Below are 24,976 nucleotides of genomic sequence, written 5' to 3' on the forward strand. Positions count from 1 at the left end.
GTACGCCGGTTCGGGCCACCCGGCACCGCCGGGTGGGCGGCGCGGGGGCACCCGCCCCGGCCGGTCGGATCACACGGTCAGCAACGTCTTGCCGATGGCCGAGCGGTCCTCGATCGCCCGGTGCGCGTCGGCGGCCCGGTGCAGCGGGAACGTCTGCCCGATCAGCGGCCGGACCCGGCCGGCCGCCGCGGCGGCGAGCGCGGCCCGCAGGTGGTGGAGCCGTCGCTCCGGCGTGAACTGCACGTCGGCGATGCCGAGCACCGCGATGCCCCGGGACCGGGCGGCCTCGCGGTCGGGCACGGCGAACCCGCCGGCCGGCGTGCCGTGCGCGGAGAACCAGCCGCCGTCGCGGACCAGGGTGAACGCCGCCCGCCCGTACGCGCCGCCGGCGCCGTCGAGGACGACGTCCAGCCCGCCGGTCGCCGTCCGGACCTGGTCGGTCCAGTCGGGGTCGCCGTAGTCGACCACGAGGTCCGCACCGATCCGGTGGAGGGCGTCGCGCTTGGCCGCGCCCCGGGCCGCCGCGACGACGTACGCGCCGGCCGCACGGACCCGCTGCACCAGCAGCGCGCCCAGCCCACCGGCGGCCGCGGTGACGAGCACCCGGTCGCCGTCGCGCACCGGCACGCGGTCGAGCAGCCCGAACGCGGTCACCCCGTCGTGCAGGAGCGCGGCGGCGTCCGGCAGGGAGACGGCGTCGGGGACGGGGAGCACACCGTCGAGGGCGACCACCGCGCGTTCGACGTATCCGCCGCGTTCGTCGGTGCGGGTCACGACCCGTCGCCCGACCCAGGCCGGGTCGACGCCGGCGCCCACCGCTCCCACGGTGCCGGCCACCCCCACGCCAGGACGGTAGGGCGGGACGACCGGGAAGTGCTCGCCCGCGGTCCCCCGCCGGATGGCCGTCTCCACCCAGAGCACGTCGGCGACGGCCACCTCGACGAGGATCTCGCCGGGCCCGGGCGACGGGCCGGGCGCCTCGACGGGCGTGAGCACCTCCGGGCCGCCGAACGCGGCCACCTCCACCACCCGCACGTCGTCCTCCGTCTCGCTCGCCGGTACGACCAGGGTCGAGGCTGAAGTGGACTTGAGGTCAAGCGGTGGGGCGAAAGCCGTGTCAGTGCGCGGGCGGCTGCAGCGTCAGCGCGCCGGCGGCAGCCGGTGCAGCGCGTCGACCAGCGGGGCGAGCTCGGGGGTGGCCTCGGCCTCGGCGAGCGCGTCGGCGAGCACCCGGTCGTGCGTGGGCCGGGCCCGGGCGAGCAGCTCGGAGCCGGCCGGGGTGAGCTCGGTGTAGATGCCGCGCCGGTCGTCGGCGCAGAGGATCCGGGCGAGCAGGCCGCGTTCCTCTAGCCGGGTGACGAGCCGGGTCGTGGCGCTGCCGGAGAGCGCGGCGGCCCGGGCAAGCTGCCGCATGCGCATGTGCCAGCCGTCCTGGCGGGAGAGCGCGTCGAGCACCGTGTACTCCACCACGGACAGGTCGTGGTCGGCCTGCAACGCCCGCTCCAGGGCGGTCTCGATGAGCCCGTGCAGCGCGGCGAGCGTGCGCCAGCCCTGCGCGCGGATCTCGACGGCGTCGTCGGCGATGCCCATCCCGGTCTCCTCCCGTGATCCGGATCGCTCCCCAGGCTAGCACGCTTGCGCGGGTATGAGGCGTGTGCAACTATCTCGTTGTTGGCGCGCGTAGTTGCACGCGCCTGCTATCTGCCCCCTCTCCACCCGGGAAGGACCATGTCCACACGCTCCCCGTCCCTCCCCGCCGGCCTGCTCGCGCTGGCCATCGGCGCGTTCGGCATCGGGCTCACCGAATTCGTGATCATGGGCCTGCTGCCCGACGTGGCCGCCGACTTCGCGGTCACCGAGCCGGTGGCCGGCTGGCTGATCTCCGGCTACGCGCTGAGCGTGGCGATCGGCGGGGTCGCCCTGACCGCCGCCGTCACGCGCCTGCCCCGCAAACAGGTGCTGCTCGGCCTCATGGTGCTGTTCATCGTGGGCAACCTGCTCTCGGCCGTCGCCGGCAGCTACGGCGTCATGATGGTCGGTCGCGTCGTCGCCGCGCTCTGCCACGGCGCGTTCTTCGGCATCGGCGCGGTGGTCGCGGCCGGGCTGGTCGCGCCGGCCCGGCGAGCCGGGGCGATCGCGCTCATGTTCGCCGGGCTGACCATCGCCAACGTCCTCGGCGTGCCGTTCGGCACGTTCCTCGGGCAGCACTTCGGCTGGCGCTCGACGTTCTGGGCGATCACCGGGGTCGGCCTGGTCGCGCTGGTCGGCGTCGCCCTGCTCGTGCCAGGCAGGGCGGCCGCGGGCGACGAGACCCCGACCGCCGGGCTCCGGGGCGAACTGCGGGCCTTCACCCATCCGCAGGTCTGGCTCTCGCTCGCGATCACCATCCTGGGCTTCGGCGGGATGTTCGGCGCGTTCACCTACATCGCGTTCACCCTCACCGAGGTGAGCGGCTTCGCGACGAGCACCGTGCCGTGGCTGCTCGTGCTCTTCGGTGTGGGCCTGTTCGCCGGCAACCTGCTGGGCGGGCGGGCGGCGGACGTCTCGCTGTCGCGCACCCTTGTCGTCGTGCTCGCGGCGCTCACCGCGGTGCTCGCGGCGTTCGCGCTGACGGCCGGAAGTCAGCCGCTGACGATCGCCTCGCTCGTGCTGATGGGCGGCTTCGGCTTCGCCACGGTCCCCCCGCTCCAGATGCGCATCATGCGGTACGCCCACGAGGCGCCCACCCTGGCCTCCGGCGCGAACATCGCCGCGTTCAACGTCGGCAACGCGCTCGGCGCGTGGGTCGGCGGCGTGACGATCGCGGCCGGGCTCGGCTACACCGCGCCGATCTGGGCGGGCGCCGCGCTCACCCTGGTCGGGCTCGGCGTCCTGCTCGTCGCCCTGCGGCTGGCGCGGCGCGACGCCGGAGAGCAGACCGCGCCGGCGCCGAAGGCGCCCGCGACCGTCGCGTGAGCACGGCCCGGCCGCTTCGATCGGGCGGAAGGGCCCCGCGGGGTCGGGCGGACCCGGCCCCACGGGCGATCATCGCACCCGCCATTCTTCCGTTATTGCAAACTCTTGGCAAGAAGGTCTGGACGCCGACCCTGGGCGTAACTAGCCTGATCGCCATGACTCCTTACATCACCGATCCCGCGGCCTGGCAGGAGAGCTGGGACCGACAGCAGGAGGCGTACCTGCCCGATCGCGAGCACCGGTTCGCCGCGATGCTCGACGCGGTCGAGGCGGTCACCGACGGGGCGCCGCCGCGCCTGCTCGACCTGGCCGGCGGAACCGGCACCATCTCGCTGCGCACCCTGGCCCGGTTTCCGGGCGCCGAGGTGACCCTGGTCGACCTCGACCCGGCGCTGCTGGCCGTCGCCGAGGCCTCGCTGGCCGGGCGGGCCACCGTGGTCACCGCCGACCTGGGCCGGCCCGACTGGGTCGCCGCGCTGCCCCACCGGGAGTACGACGCCGTGCTCACCGCCACGGCCCTGCACTGGCTGCCGGCCGAGCGGCTCACCCGGCTGTACGCGGAGATCCGGGAGGTGCTGCGCCCCGGCGGGATCCTCCTCAACGCCGACCACATGCCCGACGACGCCCTGCCGGAGCTGACCAAGCGGCTCACCGCCCGCGCCCAGGCGCGCCGCGCCGCCCGGTACGCGGCCGGCGCCGTGCTCTCCTGGTCGGACTGGTGGGTGCGGGCCGGCGCCGACCCGGCCCTCGCCCCGCTGGTGCGGCGGCGGCAGGCCATCTATCCGACCGGGCACAGCCCGGAGTGGAACCCTCCGGTCTCGTGGCACCTGGCGGCCCTCGCCGACGCCGGCTACACGGAGGTGGGCACCCTCTGGCGCGGTGGAGCGGACGCCGCCGTCGCCGCCGTACGCTGACTCCCGGCGTATCCTGAGCTCCGCGATCTTGCACTTTCCGCCCCGGCGTTCCTGGGCATTCCACCCGGACCGCGGGCCGAAAGCGCAAGATCGGCGGGCTGCGGCGGGAGGGGACGCGTGAGCGAGGGCGCGGGGCCGGGGCGGGTCGATCCCGACGTCGATCTCGGAACGCTCCGGGATCGGCGGGAGCTCCACACGCGCCCGGCGGCGGTTCTCGCTGTCGTCGCCGCCGGCGGGGTGCTCGGGGCGCTGGCCCGCGCCGGCCTCCAGGCCGCGTTCCCGCACGGTCCGGCCGCCTTCGCGTGGGCGACCTTCGGCGTCAACGTCACCGGGTGCCTGCTGATCGGCGCACTCATGGCCGTGCTGCGGGCGCACGACGGCGGGCCGCCCCTGGCCCGGCCGTTCCTCGGCGTCGGAGTGCTGGGCGGCTACACGACCTTCTCCACGTACGCCGTCGACATTTTTGCGGCCCTCGACGCCGGGGCGCCGGGCACCGCGCTCGCGTACCTGGCGGCGACCGTGGTGGGCGCGCTGCTCGCCGTCTGGGCCGGCGACGCCCTCGCCGGCCGCCTGCTCCGGCGGGCCGCCCGATGACCGTGCTGCTCGTGGCGCTCGGCGCCGCCGTCGGCGCCCCGCTGCGCTACCTCGCCGACCGGGCCGTGCAGGCCCGGTTCGGCTCGGCGTTCCCGTGGGGCACGCTCACCGTCAACGTGGCCGGCTCGCTGCTGCTCGGCGTCCTGGTCGGACTGCCGGTCGGGCCCGCGGTGAACGCGCTGCTCGGCACCGGCTTCTGCGGCGCGCTCACCACCTGGTCCACGCTCAGCTACGAGACGCTGCGGCTGGCCGGTGCCGGGCGGCGGCTCCCCGCCCTGGCCAACGTGCTGGGCAGCGTGGCCGCCGGCCTCGCGGCGGCCGCCGCCGGCTTCGCGCTGGCCCGGGCACTGGCCGCCTGAACCGCGCCGCCGGCCTCGCGGCGGCGGCCGCGGGCTTCGCACCGGCCACCTGACCCGCCCCGGGCCGCCAAGGGCGACGGCCCTGGTCAGCGGGCAGCGTCGCGCGCCCGGTCAACCGGCCGCCGCCTCCACCAGCCGACGGGCGGCCCGCGGGTGTCCGGCCCAGTGGGTGTGCAGGTACGACGCGTGCACCGACCCGGTCACGAAGCCGTGCGCGACGCCGTCCCAGCGCCACGCGGGCCGATCGCCGTGCCCCGGGTCGGTGGCGGTGCGGTGGAACTCGTGTCCGCGTACCTGATCGCCGGAACGGGCCACCGCGGAGTCGGTGGCCGCGACCGCCGACCGGTAACCGAGGGTGAGCGTGCCGGTCATCCGGCCCGTGAGGTCGAGCCGGCCGCACATGGGTACGCCGTCGAGGGCACGGCCGAGGTAGAGCAGCCCCGCGCACTCGGCCACCACCGGCCCGGGAAAATCGGCTAGTTCGGCGCGGAGCGCCGTGTTGGCGGCGAGCCGCTCGGCGTACGCCTCGGGAAGCCGCCGCCGATCACCACGGCCCGGGTGCCGGCGGGCAGCGCGGGGTCGCGCAGCGGGTCGACCGTCACGACGCGGGCGCCGGCCGCGGTGAGCAGCTCGGCCGTCTCCGCGTACGAGAACGTGAACGCCTCACCCCCGGCCACCGCGACCACGGGACCGGTGGTGCTGGCCGGACCGCCGACGGCGGCGACCGGGTCCCAGGCCGGTGCGGTCAGCGGCGGGGCGGTGGCCGCCAGGGCGAGCACCGCGTCGACGTCCACGCTCGACTCCACGAGATCGGCCAACGCGGCGACCACGGCGACCGACTCGGGCGCGCGCTCGGCGACCGGCACCAGCCCGAGGTGGCGCGACGGCGCGGCGACCTCGGTGGCGCGAGCCAGCGCGCCGAGCACCGGCACGCCGACCTCGGCGAGCGCGTCGCGCAGCAGCCGCTCGTGCCGGGGCGAGCCGACCCGGTTGAGGATCACGCCGCCGAGGCGTACCCGGCTGTCGAACGCGGCCATGCCCAGCGCCAGCGCGGCGGCCGAACGGCCCTGGGCCGTCGTGTCGAGCACCAGCAGCACCGGCGCGCCGACGAGCCGGGCAACGTGCGCCGTGGAGGCGAGTTCGCCCCGCCCGACGGCCCCGTCGTGCAGCCCCATCACGCCCTCGACGACCGCGATGTCGGCGGGCGTCGGTGTGCCGGCCCCGTGGCGCAGCAAGGGCGCGATCCGCTCCTGGCCGACGAGCCACGGGTCCAGGTTGCGGCCCGGCCGGCCTGCCGCGAGCGCGTGGTAGCCCGGGTCGATGTAGTCGGGGCCGACCTTGTGCGGGCTCACCGCGAGGCCGCGACGGCGCAGCGCGGCGAGCAGGCCGGTGGTCACCGTCGTCTTGCCGTGCCCGCTGGCCGGGGCCGCGATCACCACCCGGGGAAGCGCCCAGGGCGCGGCCCGGTCCGTCGGCGGCCCGGGCCGGGGGTTCACCACTCGATGCCCTTCTGGCCCTTCTGTCCGGCGTCCATTGGATGCTTCACCTTGGTGAGCTCGGCCACGAGGTCGGCCGCCTCGACCAGCCGCGGGTCCGCGTCCCGGCCGGTGATCACGACGTGCTGGAAGCCGGGTCGGTTGGCCAGGGTGCCGACCACCTCGTCGACGTCCACCCAGCCCCACTTCATCGGGTACGTGAACTCGTCGAGCACGTACATCCCGTAGCGCTGCGCGGCCAGGTCGCGTTGGATCTGTCGCCACCCCTCGAGGGCGTCGGCCGCGTGGTCGGCGCCGTCGCCACGCTGGATCCAGGACCAGCCCTCGCCCATCTTGTGCCAGGTCACCGGCGCGCCCTGCCCGGTGCGCTCGTGCACCTCGCCCAGCGCGCGGAAGGCATTCTCCTCCCCCACCCGCCACTTGGCGCTCTTCACGAACTGGAACACCCCGACGGGCAACCCGGCGGTCCAGGCCCGCAGCGCCAGGCCGAACGCCGCCGTCGACTTGCCCTTCATCTGTCCGGTGTGGACGACCAGCAGCGGGCGGTTGCGGCGCTGTCGGGTGGTGAGCCCGTCGGCGGGCACGTGAGACGGCTTCCCCTGCGGCATCAGGCGGCGCTCCTGTCGGGTCGGGCTCCGGCCTCCGCGAGGCCGGGGGTGCGGGATCGCGGAAGGTGGGTGAGCGAGGTGAGGGGGTGGAGCGGAGCGTCGAGCTGGGTGGCCAGGCGCGCGGCCAGGTGGAGGCGTACGGGCCCGGCCTCGCAGTCGACGACGACGCACGGGGCGCCGGTGGCGGCGAGCACGGCCGCGGCGCGGGCCGCCCGGTCCAGCGGGCGCTCACCGGCGGTGGCCCGCCCGTCGGTGAGGACCAGCACGAGCGGCCTTCGTTTCGGATCGCGCAGCCGCTCGACGCGGAGCAGGTCCGCGGCGGCGAGCAGCCCCTCGGCGAGCGGGGTGCGCCCGCCCGTGGGCAGCTCGGTGAGCCGGGCCGAGGCGGCCAGCACCGACGAGGTGGCCGGCAGGAGGGTCTGTGCGCCGGCGGCCCGGAAGGAGACCACGGCCACCTTGTCCCGCCGCTGGTACGCGTCCGTGAGCAGCGCCAGCACCGCGCCCTTCACGGCCGACATCCGTTGCCGGGCCCCCATCGACCCGCTGGCATCGACCACGAAGAGGACGAGGTTGCCCTCCCTCCCCTCACGCACCGCCTCGCGCAGGTCCGCGGGACGCAGCCGCAGCGGCCCGCCACGCCGGCCCCGCCCGGACTGGTGCGGGGCGGCGGCGCGGACGGTGGCCGGCAGGTGCAGCGCGCCCACGCGTGCGCCGGCCGGCACCCGTGCGCCGGTGGTACGGCCGCGTCCGGTGCGTGCCCGGGAACGCCGGCCCGGCACCCCGTCGCCCACGCCGGGGGCGGTGAGCAGGCGGGCCGTCAGCCCGCCGACGGGCGCGGCGACCGGCTGGGCGGAACCGGCCCGGGCGCCCGCCGGTACGGGGACGTCGGCGTGTCCCCGTCCGTCCTCGGCGCCCTCGGCGTCGCGGGTGGGGTCGGTGCCGCCCGACCCACCGGGCCCCGCGTCGGCAGCGGGGTTCGGGCCGGGTCCGCCGCTGGCGCGAAGGTCGGGGTCGCCGGGATCCGGGCCGGTGCCGTCGTGCCCGGCCGGCGGCTGGCCGCCACCGTGTGGACCGGCGCCGCCGCCCGTCGGGCCACCGCCGTGCGGGTCGCCGCCGGGCCCACCGCCCTGCGGGTCACCACCGTCGGGGCCGCCCGACGGGCCGCCGGGCGGGTCGTCGTCGGGGTCGTCGTCGCCGGCCCGGTCGAGGGCCTCGTCGAGGCGCTTCTCGTCCAGCCCCGGGGTGTCGAACGGGTCGCGGCGCCGCCGGTGCGGCAGGGCCAGCCGGGCGGCCACCCGGACGTCCTCGACGCCCACCCGGTCCCGGCCGTGCCAGGCGGCGTGCGCCAGGGCGGTGCGGGCGGTCACGATGTCGGCCCGCATGCCGTCCACGTCGAACGCCGCGCAGACCTCGGCGATCTGCCGCAGCGCGGCGTCCGGCAGCAGCACCCCGCCGAGGCGGTCCCGGGCCGCGGCGACCCGGCGGGCCACCTCCGCGTCGGCGTCCGCCCAGCGGGCGGCGAAGCCGGCCGGGTCCGCGTCCGCGGCGAGCCGGCGGCGGACGACCTCCGCCCGGACCGCGGGGTCCCGGCTCGCGCCCACCTCGACGGTGAGCCCGAACCGGTCGAGCAACTGCGGACGCAGCTCCCCCTCCTCCGGGTTCATGGTGCCGACCAGCAGGAACCGGGACGCGTGGCTGACCGAGACACCCTCCCGCTCGACGTGGCTGCGGCCCATGGCGGCGGCGTCGAGCAGCAAGTCGACGAGGTGGTCGTGGAGCAGGTTGACCTCGTCCACGTAGAGCACCCCGCGGTGGGCCGCCGCGAGCAGACCCGGCTCGAAGGCGCGGACGCCCTCCCCGAGGGCCTTCTCCAGGTCCAGCGACCCGACCACCCGGTCCTCGGCGGCGCCCACCGGCAGCTCCACGAGCCGCGCCGGGCGCCGCTCGCCGGGCCCGCCGACCGGGTGCGGGCCGTCGGGACAGCCCGGATCGGGGGCGAGGGGATCACAGGCGAACCGGCAGCCCGGCACGTGGTCCACCGGGGGCAGCAGGGCGGCGAGCGCGCGGACCGCCGTCGACTTGGCGGTGCCCTTCTCGCCCCGGACGAGCACGCCGCCGATCGCCGGGCTGACCGCGTTGAGCAGCAGGGCGAGGCGCATGTCGTCCATGCCGAGCACGGCGCTGAAGGGGAAGCTGCTCACGCCCGGTCCTCCAGGTCACCCTCGCTCGTCAGGTACGTCTCGCGCAGCCGCTCCAGCGTGCTCGGGTCGGGTTCGGCCCAGAGCCCCCGGTCGGCCGCCTCCAGCAGCCGTTCGGTGATGCCGCGCAGCGCCCACGGGTTCGACTCGGACAGGAACGCCTGCGTCGTCGGGTCGAAGACGTACGCGGCGGCGAGCTGCTCGTACATCCAGTCGTCGACCACACCGGCCGTGGCGTCGTAGCCGAACAGGTAGTCCACGGTGGCGGCCAGCTCAAACGCGCCCTTGTAGCCGTGGCGGCGCATCGCGGCGATCCACTTGGGGTTCACCACCCGGGCGCGGAACACCCGCCGGGTCTCCTCGCCCAGCGTCCGCGTGCGCACGTCGTGCGGCATCGCCGAGTCGCCCACGTACGCGGCCGGCGCGTCGCCCGTGAGGTGGCGGACCATCGCCACCATCCCGCCGTGGTACTGGAAGTAGTCGTCTGAGTCGACGATGTCGTGCTCGCGGGTGTCCTGGTTCTTCACGGCCACCGCGATCCGGGCGAAGGAGCGCTCCATGTCCGACCGCGCCTCCCGCCCGTCCAGCCCGCGGCCGTAGGCGTAGCCGCCCCAGACGGCGTACACCTCGGCGAGGTCGGCGTCGCTGCGCCAGTTGCGGGCGTCGATCAGCGGCAGCAGCCCCGCGCCGTACGCCCCCGGCTTCGACCCGAAGATGCGCGCGGTGGCCCGCCGCTCGTCGCCGTGCTCGGCCACGTCGGCGGCCACGTGGGCGCGGACGAAGTTCCGCTCGTGCGGCTCGTCGAGCGCGGCGACCTGCCGGACCGCGTCGTCGAGCAGGGCCACGACGTGAGGGAACGCGTCGCGGAAGAAGCCGGAGATGCGGACGGTGACGTCGACGCGGGGCCGGCCCAGCTCGGCGAGCGGCACGACCTCCACGCCGGTGACCCGGCGGGACCGGTCGTCCCAGGTGGGGCGGCAGCCGATCAGCGCGAGGATCTCGGCGATGTCGTCGCCCTGGGTACGCATGGCGCTGGTGCCCCACACGGTGAGGCCGACCGAGCGCGGATACTCGCCCGTGTCGGCGAGGTGCCGGGCCAGCAACGAGTCGGCCAGAGCCACGCCCACGTCCCACGCGTTGCGGCTGGGGATCGCCTTCGGGTCGACGGAGTAGAAGTTGCGGCCCGTGGGCAGCACGTTGACGAGGCCCCGGGTGGGTGAGCCGGACGGCCCGGGCGGGACGAACCGGCCGTCCAGGGCGGCCAGCGTGTGCGCCAGCTCGTCGGTGGTGCCCGCGAGCCGCGGCACCAGTTCGGTGGCGGCGAAGCGGAGCACCGCGGCGGCCTCCGGGACGTCCCGGCCGGTCACCTCGGCGACGACCGTGTCGACCTGGCCGGCGTCCCAGTCAAGGGTCTCCATGCCGACGACCAGGCGGCGGGCCAGGGCCTCGACGAGGTCGACCGCGTCGGCGGCCGTGGCGGCCGGGCCGTCCACCGTGTCGGTGAGCGCCGCGGGGACGTCGATGCGCGCGCCGGGCGTGGCGAGCAGCGCCGCCTCGTCGAGCCCGTAGCTCGCGGCCAGCGACTGCCGCAGGCCCGGCAGGGCGCGGTTGCCGCCCCACACCTGCGGGGCGCGCAGCACGGCGAGCACGAGGTTGACCCGCGCCTCGCCGGTGGGCGCCGCCGCGAGGACGTGCAGGCCGTCGCGGATCTGCACGTCCTTGACCTCGCACAGGTACCCGTCGAGGTGCAGCACGAAGTCGTCGAAGTCCTCGGCGTCGGGCATCGCCTCGGTGTGCAGGTCGTGGTGCAGCTCCGCGGCGCGGACGAGGTCCCAGATCTGCGCCCGCACGGTGGGCACCTTGGCCGGGTCGAGGGCCTGCACGGTGGCGTACTCGTCGAGCAGCTGCTCCAGCTTGGCCAGCTCGCCATATGTCTCGGCGCGGGCCATCGGCGGCACCAGGTGGTCGACCACCACGGCGTGGGCGCGGCGCTTGGCCTGGGTGCCCTCACCCGGGTCGTTGACGATGAACGGGTAGACCAGCGGCAGGTCACCGAGGACGGCGTCCGGGGCGCAGTCGGCGGCGAGCCCGAGGCCCTTGCCGGGCAGCCACTCCAGGGTGCCGTGCTTGCCGAGGTGCACGACGGCGTCGGCGCCGAAGCCGCCGTCGGCCGAGGGCGCCGCGAGCCATCGGTACGCGGCCAGGTAGTGGTGGCTGGGCGGCAGGTCCGGGTCGTGGTAGATGGCGATGGGGTTCTCGCCGAAGCCGCGCGGCGGCTGGATGAGCAGCACCACGTTGCCGAAGCGCAGCCCGGCCAGCACGATGTCACCGCCGTCGGTGTACAGCTCGCCGGGCGGCTCGCCCCAGTGCGCGCGCATCCACTCCCGCAGGTCCGCGGGCACCTGCGCGAACCAGCGCCGGTACACCTCGCCGGGCACGCGCGCCTCGGCCGCGGCCAACTGCTCCGGCGTCAGCCACTCGACGTCGTGCCCGCCCGCCGCGATCAGCGCGTGGATCAGCGCGTCCCCGTCGTCGGGCGGCGGGGCGTCGCCCAGGTCGTAGCCGGCCTCGGCGAGCGCACCGAGCAGCCGCACCGCCGAGGCGGGGGTGTCGAGCCCGACGGCGTTGCCGACCCGGGAGTGCTTCGTCGGGTAGGAGCTGAGCACGACGGCCAGCCGCTTGTCCGCGTTCGGCAGCCGCCGCAGCCGCGCGTGACGCACCGCGATGCCGGCCACGCGGGCCGCGCGTTCGGCGTCGGCGGCGTACACGGACAGGCCGTCGGCGTCGATGCGCTTGAACGAGAACGGCACGGTGATGATCCGGCCGTCGAACTCCGGCACGGCCACCTGCATGGCGGCGTCCAACGGGGTCAGCCCGGCGTCCGAGCCGGCCCACTGCTCGCGGGTGCTGGTCAGGCAGAGCGCCTGGATGACCGGCACGTCGAGTGCGGCGAGGGCGCCGACGTCCCAGGCGTCCTCGTCGCCGCCGGCCGAGGCGTCCGCGGCGACCGCCCCACCGGCCGCGAGCACGGTGACGAGCAGCGCGTCGCAGCGGGCGAGCAGTTCCAGCGGGCCGGCGCCGGCCGTCAGCCCGCGCAGCGATCCACAGTAGACCGACAGCGGGTTCGCGCCGGCCGCCTCGACGGCGTCGGCCAGGGTGTCGACGAAGGCGGTGTTGCCGGCCAGGGCGTGCGCCCGGTAGAAGACGATCCCGACCGTGGGCCGGTCGGGATCGGCGGCCCGGTCGCCGTGCACGCCGTACGCCGGGGTCGGCGCGGGCGGCGCGAACCCCTCGCCGGTGAGCAGGACCGTGTCGGAGAGGAACGCGGCCAGCTGGGCGAGGTTCTCCGGACCGCCCTCCACGAGGTAGGCGAGCGCCTGGGTGGCCACGCCGGCCGGCACGGTGGACGCGGCCATCAGCTCCGCGTCGGGCGCCGACTCGCCGCTGAGCACGACCGTCGGCACGCCGGAGGCGAGCACCGCGGCGAGACCGTCCGGCCACGCGGGCCGGCCGCCGAGCAGCCGTACGACGGCGAGGTCGACGCCGTCGAGCAGGGCGGGCACGGCGTCGGCGTCGATCCGCGCCGGGTTGGCCAGCCGGTAGTCGGCGCCGCTGGCGCGGGCGGCCAGCAGGTCGGTGTCGGACGTGGAGAGCAGCAGGGTACGCACGGGTGGCTCCGGGGAGTGGCGACCGGATCGCCGTACGGGCGGCCGGGCGGAGAACGGGGGTCAGCGGGTCGCGGCTCGACGGGCCGGCTCGGCGGCGACGGTTCGCCCGCCACCGGGCGGGGCGGGGCGACGGGGCGCGCGGATCAGCGGAGGGCGCGGTCGGGCCGGCGGGTGCCGTGGGATGCGGGCCGGGGCCGGCGATCGCCGGCGGCACGCGGGACGCGGTGCGTCATCGGGTCCTCCTCGGGTGTCCACGCCCTGGGGTCACGTCCCGACGGCCGAAGTATCCTGGCTCCCGGATCGACGCTCACCCCCGGCCTTCCAACCGCGCACGCGCGGCCGTGGCTCACGAGGGGGGATCGCTCCCCGGTGACAGTGGCGGGACCGCGCCGGAATCGCACCGGCTTCCTTCACTGCCGTCAGGCCGCGAATGCTGCCACACCCGTCCGCGCCGGTCAACGCGGCCTCGGGGCGGGTCCGCGGTCAGCGCGCTCGGCGCTCGGGGTGGGCCCGGTTCCAGGCGCGCATCCGGTCGGGGTACCCGGTGCGGGCGGCCTCGTACAGCGGTACGGCGTGCCGCCGCGCGATGGCGGCCGCCGCCCGGGGCGAGCCGGTGCGGCGCCGGATCCACTCGCCGTCGTCGGCGATCGCCACGACGGTCGTGTCGGTCGCGGTGGTCTCCGGCTCCAGGTAGAACTCGACGCCGCGGCGGCTCGCGATGAACGCCTCCAACGCGGCGAGGTCGTCCCGGGTCGCCTCCCGGTCGAGCTTCGTCGGGGTACCGTCGGCGGCGCGGGAGCGCCGGTTGAACAAGCCCATGCCCAGCTCCTCTCCTCAGCCTTCCACCCCCAGTTCAGCACCGTTACCTGGCAGAACGCTGCGAGCGGGATGGGAGCAGGCTGACCACCGCCGTGTGGTTACGCGACTGACGCGGTCGGCGGTCGTTCCCGGGCGCGGTGCCCGGCCGACGGCCCTCTCGGCCGGGCCGGTCTCCCCGCGAGCGTGATGCCTCAGAGTCATATTTATGCCTCTGAGGCATCAGGCTCGCCGGCGGCGGGCCGGGGCTGCGCCGACAGCGCCGGTCACGCTGGCAGTGCCGGGTCCAAGCCGACAGCGCCGGCTCAGGCTGCCAGCGCCGGTCCACGCCGCCGCACCGGGCCAGGGGTCAGCCGAGCCGGGTCAGGTCCTCCGGCGTGAGCCGCAGCCCGCCGGCGGCGACGTTCGCCACGAGGTGTTCCGGGTCGCCCGTGCCGGGAATCGCGAGCACGTGCGGCCCCTGGTGCAGGGTCCACGCGAGCCGCACCTGGTGCGGGGTGGCGCCGTGGGCGCGGGCCACGGCCTCCACCGCCGCGCTGCCCTCGGCCGCCGCCCCCGCCTCCCGGCGGGCGCCGGCCAGCGAGAAGAACGGCACGTACGCGATCCCCCGCTCGCCGCAGAGCCGGACGAAGTCGTCCTCCTCCCGGTAGGCGTCGACACCGTACGCGTTCTGCACGCACACGACCGGCGCGATGTCGCGGACCTCGTCGAGGTGCTCCGGACGCGCGTTGGCGAGCCCGAGGTGCCGGATGAGGCCGGCGTCCCGCAACTCCGCCAGGGCGCCGAAGCGGTCGGCCACCGGAACGGGGCCGGGGCGGCGGTAGAGGCGCAGGTTCACGAGGTCGAGGTGGTCGCGCCCGAGCCGGCGCAGGTTCTCCTCGACCTGGGCGCGCAGCCGCGCCGGCGTGAGCGCCTCGGTGAAGCCGCTGTCCGGGTCGTACCCCGGGCCGACCTTCGTGGCGATCAGCAGATCCTCGGGGTACGGGGCGAGCGCCGCGCGGATCAGTTCGGTCGCGTAACGGGCCGGCCCCGTCCCGACGCCCAGGGTGCCGCCGGGCGAGACGTAGAAGGCGGCCGTGTCGATGTGGTTCACGCCCAGCTCGACGGCCCGACGCAGGACGGCGACGGCCCGGACGGGGTCCGGGTCGGCGGTGATCCGCATGGAGCCGAAGCCCATCCGGTTGACGGTGCGGTCCCCGAGTGTCCAGGTGCCCGCGGCGGCGGCGGTGATCTCGTCGGTAGGCATCCGGCGACCCTAGCCAGCGGCCGGGCGCCGCGCAGTCGGCCGCGCGCCCGATACCGGCCGTCGCCGGCGGCGGCTACTGTTGATCTCCTGGGCGCCCCTGGCCCGCCCCAGCCGGGTCGGCGGGGCGGATCGGGCGCATCACGGGCACCAGCGCGAGCGTCGGCACCAGCAGCAGCGGCACCACGAGCAGCGCCTGAAGGGTGCCGACCCGGTCACCCAGCATGCCGAGCAGGGGCGGGCCGCCGAGGAACGCGGTGTAACCGATCACCGCGACGACGCTGACCCGCGCGGGCGCCCTGTCCTCCTCGTCCGCCGCGGCGCTCATGCCCACCGGGAAGCCCAGCGACGCGCCGAGTCCCCACAGCGCGACGCCCACGATGGCCACCGGCCCCGAGCCGGCCAGGACCGCGAGGGCGGCGCCCGCCGCCGCGACCACGATCGTGACGGCCAGCACCCGCACGCGGCCCCAGCGGTCCAGGGCGATCGTGCCGGCCGTACGCCCGAGCGTCATGCCCGCCACGAAGACGCCGAACACTGCGGCGCCGGCCGCCTCGCTGAGGTCGTGACCGTCGACGAAGGCGACCGCCAGCCAGTCGTTGGCGCTGCCCTCGGTGAACGCCATGACGAGCACCAGCAGGCCGATGAGGAGGGTGCGCGGCTCCCGCCAGGCGGCGAGCAGGGCGCGCCGCCGGCCGGCGGGGCTGGCCTGCGCGGACGCGCCGAGTCCGGTCTCGGCCGGCGGCAGGAAGAGCCGGACGCCGAGGAGCGTCCCGGCCAGGACCACCACCGCGACGGCCGTGAGGTGCGCGCCCATCGGCACGTCGAGCCGGGCGGCGCCGGCGCCGAGGCCCGCCCCGGCCACCGAGCCGAGGCTCCAGGCGGCGTGGAAGCGGGGCATGATCGTGCGGCCCAGCCTCCGCTCGACGGCGGCGCCCTCGACGTTCATCGCCACGTCGCACGTGCCCGAGCCGTAGCCGAAGGCGAACAGGCCGGCCGCGACCCCGAGCACCGGGCCGCCGATGCCCGCGACCAGCCCGGCCGCGGTGAGGCCGAGCGCGACGACCGCCGTGGAGAGCGCGACCGTACGGACCGCGCCGAGGCGCTGGCTGAGCAGGCCGGCGGTGGGCATCGCGAGCAGCGCGCCGGCCGACACGGCGAGCAGGAGCAGCCCGAGCCGACCGGCGCTGAGGTCCAGCGCCTCCCGGGCGGCCGGCACCCGGGAGAACCAGGTGGCCACGGCGAGGCCGTTGAGCGTGAACACGATGGCCACCCCGTTGCGGGCGACCCGGACCGCCCGGGGCGCGGACGGCGCGGTCGCCGGGTCGGCGGAGGATGCGGTGGCGGCGCTCACGAAGGTCTCGGTCCCTTCCTCGGACGGGTGCTCGGCTCGATCGGACACCTGAGAACGCTCTCACCACAACCCGGTTCCGGCCGTACCGCTCGTCACACCCACGGGGGATGATGCGCGGAGAGGCACGACGAGCACGTACGGAGGTCCGCCATGACCGCAGCGGGAGAGCGCCCGGCCACGCTGGAGGACGTCGCCCGGGCCGCCGGGGTGTCCCGCTCGACCGCGTCCCGGGTCATCGCGGGCACCGGCTTCGCCTCGACGGAGGCACGCGACCGGGTGGTGAGGGCCGTCGATCGGCTCGGCTACGTCCCCAACGCGGCCGCCCGGGCGCTGGTCCACGGTGCCGGCGTCCGGCTGGCCGTGGCCGTCACGGGCACCACCTCGGCGGTCCTCGACGACCCGTACGTCGACCGGGTGGTGGCCGCCGCCGCCCGGGTGGGCACGCCGCACGGGCTCGGCGTGGCCCTGCACTGGCTGCCGCGGCGCGCCCCGCAGGCGCTGCGCCAGCTCGCGTTCGACCGCGGGGTCTGCGGGATCGTGCTGGTCAACACCACCGAGCCGGTCCTCGACGCCGTGCCCCGGTCACTGCGCGGGCGGGTCGTGTCGATCGGCATCGGCTCGGCCGCGGTGCCCTCGTTCGACGTCGACAACGGCGGTGGCGCCACGGCCGTGCTGCGCCACCTCTACGCCACCGGCCGGCGGCGGATCGCCATGGTCACCGGCCCCCGGTGGCTGCGCTGCGCGGGGCGGTCGGTGCGCGCGTACCGCCATCTGGTGCGCGACGCCGGCCTGCCCGTACGCCTGGTGCGCGGCGACTTCACGGCCACCCGGGGGCGGGCCGCGGCCCGGGAGGTGCTCGACCGCTGGCCGGACACCGACGCGATCTTCGCGGCCAGCGACCCGACGGCGCTCGGCGTCATCGCCGGCCTGCGCCGGCGCGGCGTCCGCGTGCCCGGCGACGTGGCGGTGGCGGGCTTCGACGACATCCCGCTCGCCGAGTTGAGCACGCCCGCGCTCACCACGGCGAGCCACCCGGTCGGGCGCATCGCCGCGGCCGCCGCGCAGGCGGTGCTCGACCGGCGCCCGCACCCACCGGCGACCTTCTTCCCGTCCGCCCTCGTGCCACGCGACAGCGCCTGACCGTCGAGCGCCGGGGCGGGGCGGGCGGTTAAGCGTCGACCGGCCGGGTAACCGCCGCGCACACCCGCCGACAGCGAGGAGCGGTGACCCGTGTCCGAACCCGCGCCGCCGCACCGGCAGCCGGAGGAGAACCCCCGGCACGGCCGGCTCACGGCCCGACCCGGCCCGCCCGTCGGTCCATCCACGGCGGGCCTGGTGCCGCTGACCGACGCCGACGGCGGGCTGCTCGCCCTGCTGTACGCGCCGGCGCCGGCCGCGGACCGTCCGTACCGGCTGGTGGTGCTGCTGCACGGGGCGGGCGGCTCGGCGCGCCAGGGGCTGGACCTGCTGCTCCCCGTGGCCGACGCGCACCATCTGCTGCTGGTCGCGCCGCAGGCGTCAACGAGCACCTGGGACCTGATCGTCGAGGGGTTCGGGGTCGACGTACGCCGCATCGACGCGCTGCTGGAGTCGGTCTTCGCCGGTTACCCGGTCCGTGACGTGGTGCTCGGCGGTTTCTCCGACGGCGCGTCGTACGCCCTGTCGCTGGGCCTGACCAACGGCGACCTGGTCTCCGGCGTGGTGGCCTTCTCCCCCGGCTTCGCGGCGCCGCTCGTCACCCACGGCCGGCCGCGGGTCTTCGTCTCGCACGGCGTCGACGACCGGGTCCTGCCGGTGGACGTGTGCAGCCGCCGGCTGGTGCCCCGGCTGCACGGCCTCGGCTACGACGTGGCCTACCGCGAGTTCCCGGGCGGCCACGAGATCCCTGCGGAGATCCGCGACGCCGCCGCCGACTGGCTCGAAACCCTCCCCTGACCCCGCCGCGCGCCACCCGCTCACGGCGGGCGGGGTGGCTCAGACCGGGGGGAGGCCGAGGGCCTGGTCGACACGGCTCAGCACCACGGCGTCGTCCTCGGCGCCGACGCCCCGGAGCAGGTCGATGGCGGTCGCCCGCACCTGACCGATGATCATCATGAGCGGCAGGGTCTGGCCCGGGGTGAAGAGCCCGCCGGCGGTCCGTACGGCGGCCAGCGCGGCCGCGTCCGCCCGCTCCGCGTGCCGCTCGGCGACCTCGTCGCGCCCCTCCAGGTCGGCCGCGAGCGCCTCCCCGGCCGCACCCACCGCCTCGGCCAGCGAGCGCAGCGCCACGCACAGGTCCCCCGGCACCGGCGACGACAGCCGGCTGAGCGTCACCCCGGCCCGGGCGAGCACCCGGACGTTACGTACGGCGTAGTCGATCTGGCGGATGGAGCTGTCCACCGACCGCAGGCGGCCCAGGTGCCGCCGCCGGCGCAGGTTGAGCCAGAGCGCCTCGCCGGCGGCCAGCACCTCGTCGCGCAGCCGGTCGACCCGGGCGTCCATTCCGCGGGCCTTCCGCAGCGCGGCGAGCGCCCCCGGTTCGTCGTGCCGGTCCAGCGCGCCCGCGATGTCGGTGAGCAGCCCGGCCATCTCGTCGAACGTGCCGCGGACCTCGGCGACCAGCGGGGCGAGGGGGCGCCGGGCGTCGACCAGCTGGCTCACGGCGAGCGCCACCGCGCCGCCGACGAGCGCGTCGACGAACCGGAACGGCACGAGCCCCTCGGTGGGCGGCGCGACGACCACGAGGTAGAGCGCGGAGACGGCGGCCTGGACGAGGGTCACCCCGGTCGCGCCGACCGCCGCGGCGAGGGCGACGGTGAGCAGGATGACGGTGAAGACGGTCCAGGTGGTGCCGGGGCCGAGCCCCTGGATCACCAGGTCGGCCACGAGGACGCCGCCGGCCACCCCGAGCACCACCTCGACCGCCCGGCGCAGGCGCTGCCCGCGCGCCTGGCCGAGAACGATCAACGCGGCGGCGGGCGCGAAGAACGGCTGCGGGTGCCCGACCAGCCGGGTGGCGAGGATCCAGGCGACGGTCGCGGCGACCGTCGCCTCCAGCACGGGCCGCCAACCCCGCCGCAGGCGGGACGCGGCGTCCCGCAACCAGCCCCACCGGATCATCGCCACCTCCTCGCCGTCTCCCGGATCCCTCACGATCGTCTAGCATCGGCCGGCGGCCCGGCCCACCGGGCCACACCGGCGGCGCGCGGGCCGGGGCCGTGGTGAAGATCGGCTATAAGTGACGCATGGAGTTCCCGCCGTACCTGGCCACCATGCCGATGCACGCGATCACCGAGATCCACGGTGAACCGGGCCTGCTGGCACGTTTCCGGTTGGAGATCCAGGCCTTCGACGAGCCGGGCCGGGAACGCCTCACCGCCGCGCTGGACCTCGCCGCCGACCTGCACCGCGACGACCGCCGGGTCCGCGAGCCGTACCTCAACCACCTGCTCCGGGTGGCGATCCGGATGATGCACCACTACCAGGTCCGCGACGTGGACGTGATCGTCGCGGGGCTGCTGCACGACGCCGTGGAGGACCACCCGGTCGAGCTGGCCGGCGACGCCGCGGCCGCCGACCCGACGGCGGCGGCGCTGGCCACCGTGGCGGCGCGGTTCGGCCCGCGGGTCGCCCGCCTGGTCGCCGCGGTCACGAACCCGCCGTACGAGCCGGGGCGCGACCGGAACACGCAGTACCGGGAGCACGTGGCCGCGAGCCTGGACCGGGAGCCGTGGGCGCGGGTCATCAAGGTCTCCGACTTCACGGACAACGGGGTGGGTGTGATCCACACCGTCGGGCCGAAGGTGGTCACCTCGGCGACCAAGTACCGGCCGCTGGTGCCGGTCTTCCGGGAGCTGATCGGCCGGCCCGACACCCCGCTGTCGGATCCCGTGAAACGGCACATCTTCGCCCAGCTCGACCTGGCCGAGGAGCGGTTCAGCGCCATCCTTGACCAGCCCGCCCACCAGCACTGACCGGCGGTCGGGCCGCCGCGCCGGACGGTCGTGCCGTGCGGGATCGAGGAGCGTGCTGGTGGAGCAGGTCCGGCGGTTGACCAGGGATTCCTGAGGCCCGCTGGTCAGGCCGACGGCCCCCGCCGGAGCACGACCCGCAGCGGGTGGGGCGCGTCGGCCGCGACGTCACCGAACACGGCGACGAAGCGGTCGTACTGCTCGGCCGGCTCGTCGGCGAGCAGCTGGCCGGCGTCGTCGACGAGCAGGGTGAGCGGCCCGGCGGCCAACCGGTCGCGCAGCACGTCCGAGAGCGCGTCCCAGTTGCGGCCGAAGTGGCGCGGGAACGCGAGCGCGTCGGCGAGCGCCGCGAAGAGGCCGCCGCGGGTGCGGCTGGCCGAGCCGGGCACCACGACCGCCGCGGGATCGGCGGTCGCGTCGTTCCCGGCCACGGTCAGCCATGCCGGCGACCGCGCACCGTCCTGGTCGGGCATCGGGTCTCCTCGTCGAGCGGGCGCGGCGGGCGCGGGCGGGTTCGGCCGTCGGGGCGGCCGGCGGCGGGTTCGGCCGCCGGGGCGGGCCGGCACCCCGGCTCGCCCCGGCGGACGTCAGCGGTTCAGAGCCGGTAGAAGTCCCCGTAGTGGTTCGGCGAGAACCACGTGGCCCCGGTGCTCTTGTTCACGATGATCCGGTACGCGTCGCGCGCCGCGCCCTGCTGGCGCGGGTAGACGTCGTACTCGTAGTAGGTGGCGTTGGCGGGCAGCTCGCCCTCGTAGTTGTAGTACCGCCCGCCCGCGAAGTTGGACAGGCCGCCGCTCCACGAGTACCAGCCGCGGGTGGTCGGGAAGCCCTTGGCGGCCCAGCCGGAGCGGGCCGTGCGGGCGTCCGCGCAGCGCGTCATCGTGCAGGAGCCGTAGACCGCGGCGGACGCGGAGTCGGTCAGCGTCGGCGACACGACCGAGGGGCCGACGAGGGCGGCGGCGACCATCGCGACGAGCAGGGCGAGCGTGGCGGGGAGCCGGCGGGTCACGCCGGGCGTCGTGACCGGGGACGCGGGGGTGGGCATACTGCCTCCAGACGGTTCAGCCATAGATCCGCTTCGCTGGCGGACCGCCTCATTCTGGCCGCTGACCGGTCGGTCCGGACAGTGATCCGGAGGTAATCGCTCCACAATGTCCGGTGAACGGTGGATGATCCGCCCGGGGGCCGGGCGTCCGGATCGGCAGCGCGAGCAGCATCCCGACGGCGACCCAGAGGTACGCGTTGCCGCCGAGGAACCCCAGCGGCCCGGTGGAGTTGTTCGCGAAGACCCAGACCACGCCGCTGGAGAGCACCACGTACCCGGCGACGCCCGCCCGGAGCCGGCGGCGGGCGGCCGGGTCGGTCGGGTCGGTCGGCGCGGTCGGGTCGGCCAGGTCGGTCGGCGCGGTCGGGTGGGTGGGGGACCTCGGCAGCGCGGCCGCCGCGACCACCACGAGCCCGGGCACCAGCCACACCAGGTGGTGCACCCAGGTGACCGGGCTCACCAGGCACGCGACGACGCCGGTCAGCGCGAACCCGGCCCGCTCGTCCCCCGCCCGCGCGGCCCGCCGGGCGCGGACGATCCACACGGCGAGCGTGGCGGCCACGAGGGCCAGCCAGAGCGGCCGGTCGGGGTGCTCCGGGTGGAGCCGGGCCACCAGCCCGAGCAGGGACTGGTTCGACACGTACGCGAGCTGACCGACCCGGTCGGTGTCCCAGAGCGCCTCCGTGAAGAAGGTGCGCGAGGCGCCCGGCGCCGCGGCGGCCGCCAGCACCGTGGCGGCGACGAAGGCGCCGGCGGCCGTGGCGGCGGCCCGCCAGCGCCGCGTCACGAGCAGGTAGCCGACGAAGACGGCCGGGGTGAGTTTGATGGCCGCCGCCAGTCCGATGCCGATGCCGGCGGCCCGGTGACCCCGTTCGAGCAGCCACAGATCGGCGTAGACGAGCGCGACGAGCAGCAGGTTGACCTGCCCGAAGCTGATCGTGTCGCGCACCGGGTTGAGCCCCGCGAGCAGGCAGGCGGCCAGCCCGAACGCGTACCAGCGGCTCCAACCCTCCCGGCGGGCCAGCGGGTCGACGAGCAGCGCCAGCAGGAAGGCGGTCGCCACCACCGTGAGCAGCAGGTTCACGGCGATCGTCGGGTACCAGGCCAGCGCGGCCATGGGCAGCATGCTCACGGCCGCGAACGGCGGGTAGGTGAAGCCGTACCCGTTCGCGGTGGTCCAGTCGTAGAGCGCGCCGCCGTGCACCCAGTGCCCGATCGCCCCGTGGTAGACGCCCACGTCGAACCAGCCGCGGTGCCCCGGCAGCACGGCGACGAGGACCCCGATCACCGTCGCCAGGCCGCCCACGAGGAGCACGCGGCAGCCGGTGCGGTCGGCCCGGGCCGGGGTGGCGGTCACCGCGCCACCGCCTCGGCGAACCGGCCCGGGACGGTGAGCAGCCGCAGCGAGCCGACCGTGACGAGCCCCGCGACGACGCCCGCCGCGGCGAGGGCGGCCTGCGCCCCGTCCGGCCCGAAGCCGCTGGGCAGGGCCACGAACGCCAGCACCACGGCGCCGAGCGCCGCCACCGGTCGGGCCCGCCCGTCTGGCGCGGCCGCCGCGATGAGGACCAGCCCCCAGAGCGCGTACCAGGGCCGGGTGGCGGGGCCGAGCAGCGCCACCGCCGCGAGGACCAGCCCCACGGCGTACGCCGGGCCGAGCCGGCGGCGCTGCCACCACGCGGCGCCCGCGGCGGCCAGCGCGGCGAGCAGCCCGAGGCCGAGGCAGAGCCGCATCGGCGCGTCCCCGAGGTCCGTTCCCAGCGAGCCGGCCAACCGCATGGCGCACCGGCCGAGGGCGCTGGAGATCGACCAGCTGTGCCGGTACGCCGGTGTGCCGAGCGCGCCGACCCAGCCGTACCCGATGCCGGTGGCCCAGGTGACGGCGGCCGCGGTGCCGACCGCGACGCCGGCCGTGCGGGCCACCGCGGCCCGGCGTCCGGTGTGTCGCGCCGCGAGGGACGCGACGACCAGCAGGCCCACTGCGGCCGGCGCCTTCACCAGCGCCGCGAGCGTGACCAGCGCGGCGGCGGCGCCGAACCGGCGCTCGAAGGCCAGGCAGATCCCCACCACGAGCAGTCCCAGCATCACGGCCTCGTTGTGCGCCCCGGCGACCAGGTGCAGGGGCACGAGGGGGTTCAGCACGCCGAGCCAGAGCGCGGCGGCCGGGTCCACGCCGCAGTGCCGGGCGAGCCGGGGCAGGTACGCGACCAGCACGGCGACCCCCGCCAGCGCCACCAGCCGCAGCGCGAGCACGCCGAGCACCAGCTTGCCGCCGGTCGCGGCGGACACCGCGGCGGCGAGGACGAGGAACACCGGCCCGTACGGCGCCGGGGTGTGCTGCCACATCTGCGGCACCTCGCCGGCGAGCCCACCGCCGAGCGCCGCGACGCCGTGCCGGTAGACGTCGATGTCGGCGAGCACCATGGCGCCCTGCGCGAGGTAGCTGTACGCGTCGCGGCTGAACAGCGGCGGGCACACGAGCAGCGGGCCGGCCCAGCAGGCCAGCGTGATCGCGGCCGAGCGCCGGTCGAGCGCCGCGCCCGGGGCGCCGGCGCGCTGCGCCCGCCCCGCCCACCACCAGGCGGCCGCGAGCAGGGTCAGTCCGGCGTACCCGCCGAGCAGCGCCGGACCGGCGAGCTGTCGCAGGGCGCTCCACCAGGACGCCTCGGCGCCTACCGGGAGGGCGCCCACGGCCATGCCGGCACCGGCCAGCAGCGTGGCGCCCACACCGCCGAGCAGCCGGTACCCGACGACGGTCGGCCGTTTCCGCACCCGGGCAGGATGTCGGCGCGAGCTGACCGGTACGCGGCCGACCGACGATCACCAGACGACGGGCCGGTGTCGCGTCGGCGTGGCGACGGGCGGATCGGCTACCCGTTGTTAGCGTGAGGACGCGGATCCGTGACGAGGAGGGGTGGCATGACGGACGCCCCCGATCCGCGACCGACGTCCACGGCGCGCTGGCAACAGTGGGGCTCCCGGGGCCTGACCAAGGCGCGGAACGCGGGCGTTCAGACCGGCCGCTGGGCGCACCGAGCGTGGGAGCGCCTCGTCGCTTCGCTCGGCGACGAGGCGCCGGCGCGGCCCGACCCCACTCAGCCCCCGCCCGGTCCGCTCGTCGAACACCGCGACGCGCCCACGGTGATCTCGGTCCCCGCCCGCGGCTACGTGTACAGCTTCCACCTCCACGTCACCTTCGCCTGGTCGTCGACGACGACGAGCGTGCGCGCCGAGGCGCTGAGCTGGTACGCCCGCTACTTCACCCCGCACGCCGTCCAGCGGCTGACCCGCCTCGCCACCGACGCGGCCCGGGACCTCGCGCCGCACCGCGCGGCCGCCCTGGAGGCGCAGCTCATACGCGACCTGCGCCGGCAGGGCCCGTGGCCGTACCGGCGGGGCGCCATCACCTGCCAGCCCGACGTGTCGGTACGGCTCGACGACCGCGTCCGGGAAGCGCTCCAGCCGCACGTCGACCGGCTGGTGGAGCTCGAGTGCGAGTGGGAGGAGCACCTGCGGCAGGTTCAGTACGCGGAGCGGCTCAGCCGGCGGTGGATCGCGCTCCTGAGCGCGCACCTCGACGCCACCGGCGCCGACCCGGACTTCGCCGACGCCCGCCGGCACATGCTCGCCGCGCACGAGGCGGCCGCCGAGTGGATCGACGACCTGCTCGCCCAGCGCCCCCGCACACGCCACACGACCGATCCCCCGCCGCAGCAGCGCCGCCCCTGATTGGTCTGGGGCTCCACGATCGATGACGGTTGGGCGACCCGACACGC

The 24,976-nt window shown here is 76.4% G+C and carries 21 protein-coding genes, 1 pseudogene and 1 riboswitch; of the genes and pseudogenes, 8 read left to right on the forward strand and 14 right to left on the reverse strand.

Features of this window, described 5'->3' with window-relative positions:
- Positions 1–69: 69 nt before the first annotated feature.
- Together ACSNOA_RS19095 and ACSNOA_RS19100 are read right to left on the reverse strand one after the other, a co-directional pair.
- Positions 70–1,035 (reverse strand): zinc-binding dehydrogenase, encoded by a 966-nt coding sequence (locus ACSNOA_RS19095; protein ID WP_436660120.1) that lies wholly within the window; start codon positions 1,033–1,035, stop codon positions 70–72.
- A 105-nt stretch (positions 1,036–1,140) separates the two neighbouring features.
- Positions 1,141–1,590: a MarR family winged helix-turn-helix transcriptional regulator gene (locus tag ACSNOA_RS19100; RefSeq protein WP_436660122.1), complete on the reverse strand. Its 450-nt coding sequence runs from the start codon at positions 1,588–1,590 to the stop codon at positions 1,141–1,143.
- A 138-nt stretch (positions 1,591–1,728) separates the two neighbouring features.
- Between ACSNOA_RS19100 and ACSNOA_RS19105 the strand changes: the two genes are divergently transcribed.
- The 4 genes from ACSNOA_RS19105 to crcB all read left to right on the forward strand — a co-directional run bounded on the left by ACSNOA_RS19105 (position 1,729) and on the right by crcB (position 4,822).
- Positions 1,729–2,955, forward strand: coding sequence for an MFS transporter (locus tag ACSNOA_RS19105; protein ID WP_436660124.1), 1,227 nt, complete (start codon positions 1,729–1,731; stop codon positions 2,953–2,955).
- A 155-nt stretch (positions 2,956–3,110) separates the two neighbouring features.
- Positions 3,111–3,869 carry a class I SAM-dependent methyltransferase gene (locus ACSNOA_RS19110; protein WP_436660125.1) on the forward strand — a complete coding sequence of 253 codons (759 nt, stop codon included), beginning with the start codon at positions 3,111–3,113 and terminating at the stop codon, positions 3,867–3,869.
- Between the two features lie 117 nt (positions 3,870–3,986).
- Entirely contained in the window at positions 3,987–4,463 is a 477-nt protein-coding gene (locus ACSNOA_RS19115) for a fluoride efflux transporter FluC (protein WP_436660127.1), read from the forward strand.
- Positions 4,460–4,822, forward strand: a complete 363-nt coding sequence (gene crcB, locus ACSNOA_RS19120) for a fluoride efflux transporter CrcB (RefSeq protein ID WP_436660128.1) — start codon at positions 4,460–4,462, stop codon at positions 4,820–4,822. The genes ACSNOA_RS19115 and crcB overlap by 4 nt, the downstream gene beginning before the upstream one ends.
- Before the next feature lie 111 nt (positions 4,823–4,933).
- Here crcB and ACSNOA_RS19125 read toward each other — a convergent pair.
- From ACSNOA_RS19125 to ACSNOA_RS19155, 7 genes and pseudogenes are all read right to left on the reverse strand, one after another.
- Positions 4,934–6,318: pseudogene (locus tag ACSNOA_RS19125) on the reverse strand (cobyrinate a,c-diamide synthase).
- On the reverse strand, positions 6,315–6,926 hold the full coding sequence (gene cobO / locus ACSNOA_RS19130) for a cob(I)yrinic acid a,c-diamide adenosyltransferase (RefSeq protein ID WP_436660129.1): 612 nt from the start codon (positions 6,924–6,926) through the stop codon (positions 6,315–6,317). The pseudogene ACSNOA_RS19125 and the gene cobO overlap by 4 nt, the downstream one beginning before the upstream one ends.
- Entirely contained in the window at positions 6,926–9,094 is a 2,169-nt protein-coding gene (locus ACSNOA_RS19135; RefSeq protein ID WP_436662373.1) for a VWA domain-containing protein, read from the reverse strand. The genes cobO and ACSNOA_RS19135 overlap by 1 nt, the downstream gene beginning before the upstream one ends.
- A 29-nt stretch (positions 9,095–9,123) precedes the next feature.
- Positions 9,124–12,792, reverse strand: coding sequence for a cobaltochelatase subunit CobN (cobN, locus tag ACSNOA_RS19140; protein ID WP_436660131.1), 3,669 nt, complete (start codon positions 12,790–12,792; stop codon positions 9,124–9,126).
- Between the two features lie 259 nt (positions 12,793–13,051).
- Positions 13,052–13,228: riboswitch (cobalamin riboswitch) on the reverse strand.
- A 47-nt stretch (positions 13,229–13,275) separates the two neighbouring features.
- On the reverse strand, positions 13,276–13,611 hold the full coding sequence (locus tag ACSNOA_RS19145) for a hypothetical protein (RefSeq protein ID WP_436660133.1): 336 nt from the start codon (positions 13,609–13,611) through the stop codon (positions 13,276–13,278).
- A 346-nt stretch (positions 13,612–13,957) separates the two neighbouring features.
- A complete protein-coding gene (locus ACSNOA_RS19150; RefSeq protein ID WP_436660134.1) occupies positions 13,958–14,854 on the reverse strand; it encodes an aldo/keto reductase in 897 nt (298 codons plus the stop codon).
- 73 nt (positions 14,855–14,927) lie between these two features.
- On the reverse strand, positions 14,928–16,205 hold the full coding sequence (locus ACSNOA_RS19155; protein WP_436662374.1) for an MFS transporter: 1,278 nt from the start codon (positions 16,203–16,205) through the stop codon (positions 14,928–14,930).
- Positions 16,206–16,355: 150 nt separating this feature from the next.
- On the opposite strand from ACSNOA_RS19155, the gene ACSNOA_RS19160 reads away from it, so the two are divergent.
- Positions 16,356–17,345: a LacI family DNA-binding transcriptional regulator gene (locus ACSNOA_RS19160; protein ID WP_436660136.1), complete on the forward strand. Its 990-nt coding sequence runs from the start codon at positions 16,356–16,358 to the stop codon at positions 17,343–17,345.
- Positions 17,346–17,435: 90 nt separating this feature from the next.
- Positions 17,436–18,140, forward strand: a complete 705-nt coding sequence (locus ACSNOA_RS19165; protein ID WP_436660138.1) for an alpha/beta hydrolase — start codon at positions 17,436–17,438, stop codon at positions 18,138–18,140.
- Positions 18,141–18,179: 39 nt separating this feature from the next.
- Here the strand turns inward: ACSNOA_RS19165 and ACSNOA_RS19170 are convergent, their stop codons facing one another.
- On the reverse strand, positions 18,180–19,337 hold the full coding sequence (locus ACSNOA_RS19170) for an FUSC family protein (protein ID WP_436660140.1): 1,158 nt from the start codon (positions 19,335–19,337) through the stop codon (positions 18,180–18,182).
- A 92-nt stretch (positions 19,338–19,429) separates the two neighbouring features.
- On the opposite strand from ACSNOA_RS19170, the gene ACSNOA_RS19175 reads away from it, so the two are divergent.
- Complete coding sequence (locus ACSNOA_RS19175; RefSeq protein ID WP_436660141.1) at positions 19,430–20,158, forward strand: HD domain-containing protein; 729 nt, start codon at positions 19,430–19,432, stop codon at positions 20,156–20,158.
- Between the two features lie 104 nt (positions 20,159–20,262).
- Here the strand turns inward: ACSNOA_RS19175 and ACSNOA_RS19180 are convergent, their stop codons facing one another.
- The 4 genes from ACSNOA_RS19180 to mptB all read right to left on the reverse strand — a co-directional run bounded on the left by ACSNOA_RS19180 (position 20,263) and on the right by mptB (position 23,972).
- Positions 20,263–20,628 carry a barstar family protein gene (locus tag ACSNOA_RS19180; RefSeq protein ID WP_436660143.1) on the reverse strand — a complete coding sequence of 122 codons (366 nt, stop codon included), beginning with the start codon at positions 20,626–20,628 and terminating at the stop codon, positions 20,263–20,265.
- A 122-nt stretch (positions 20,629–20,750) separates the two neighbouring features.
- A complete protein-coding gene (locus tag ACSNOA_RS19185) occupies positions 20,751–21,200 on the reverse strand; it encodes a ribonuclease domain-containing protein (protein WP_436660145.1) in 450 nt (149 codons plus the stop codon).
- Positions 21,201–21,249: 49 nt separating this feature from the next.
- Positions 21,250–22,557: a glycosyltransferase 87 family protein gene (locus ACSNOA_RS19190; protein ID WP_436660146.1), complete on the reverse strand. Its 1,308-nt coding sequence runs from the start codon at positions 22,555–22,557 to the stop codon at positions 21,250–21,252.
- The gene (gene mptB / locus ACSNOA_RS19195) at positions 22,554–23,972 is read right to left on the reverse strand and encodes a polyprenol phosphomannose-dependent alpha 1,6 mannosyltransferase MptB (protein ID WP_436660148.1); all 1,419 of its coding nucleotides are present in this window, start codon (positions 23,970–23,972) and stop codon (positions 22,554–22,556) included. The genes ACSNOA_RS19190 and mptB overlap by 4 nt, the downstream gene beginning before the upstream one ends.
- Positions 23,973–24,119: 147 nt before the next feature.
- Here mptB and ACSNOA_RS19200 point away from each other — a divergent pair, with 147 nt between their 5' ends.
- Positions 24,120–24,929 (forward strand): hypothetical protein, encoded by an 810-nt coding sequence (locus ACSNOA_RS19200; RefSeq protein WP_436660149.1) that lies wholly within the window; start codon positions 24,120–24,122, stop codon positions 24,927–24,929.
- The last annotated feature ends 47 nt before the right edge of the window (positions 24,930–24,976 follow it).

It is taken from the genome of Micromonospora sp. URMC 103 (assembly GCF_051386435.1).
GTDB lineage: Bacteria > Actinomycetota > Actinomycetes > Mycobacteriales > Micromonosporaceae > Micromonospora.